This window comes from Parendozoicomonas verongulae (assembly GCF_009711465.1).
In the GTDB taxonomy this organism is placed as follows: domain Bacteria; phylum Pseudomonadota; class Gammaproteobacteria; order Pseudomonadales; family Endozoicomonadaceae; genus Sansalvadorimonas; species Sansalvadorimonas verongulae.
The window spans coordinates 1-291 of the sequence record NZ_SMME01000143.1; the positions used below are offsets into that span (position 1 = coordinate 1).

A 291-nucleotide genomic window follows, 5' to 3' on the forward strand; every position below is an offset into this window, starting at 1 on the left:
TCATCTCACTGCCCACAAGCGCATCCACACGGGGGAAAAACCTTTTGTCTGTGATCAGGAGGGGTGCTACAAAGCATTTATCACATCCGGAAACCTCAACGCTCACAAGCGCATTCACACAGGGGAGAAGCCTTTTGTCTGTGGCCAGAAAGGGTGCAACCAGTCTTTCACCACAGCCAGTCATCTCAACAGACACAAGCGCATCCTGCACAACAGGAAAAATGAGTGACCCGGTCTGTCCCTTTCACAGCAACACCCTGCAGTGCACGGACTACATGGTGTAACAATATG

The 291-nt window shown here is 51.2% G+C and carries 1 protein-coding gene; it reads right to left on the reverse strand.

Features of this window, described 5'->3' with window-relative positions:
- Positions 1-196, reverse strand: a 196-nt coding sequence (locus E1189_RS24200) for a hypothetical protein (protein ID WP_230459796.1), incomplete at its 3' end; no start/stop codon positions are given.
- Between the last annotated feature and the right edge of the window lie 95 nt (positions 197-291).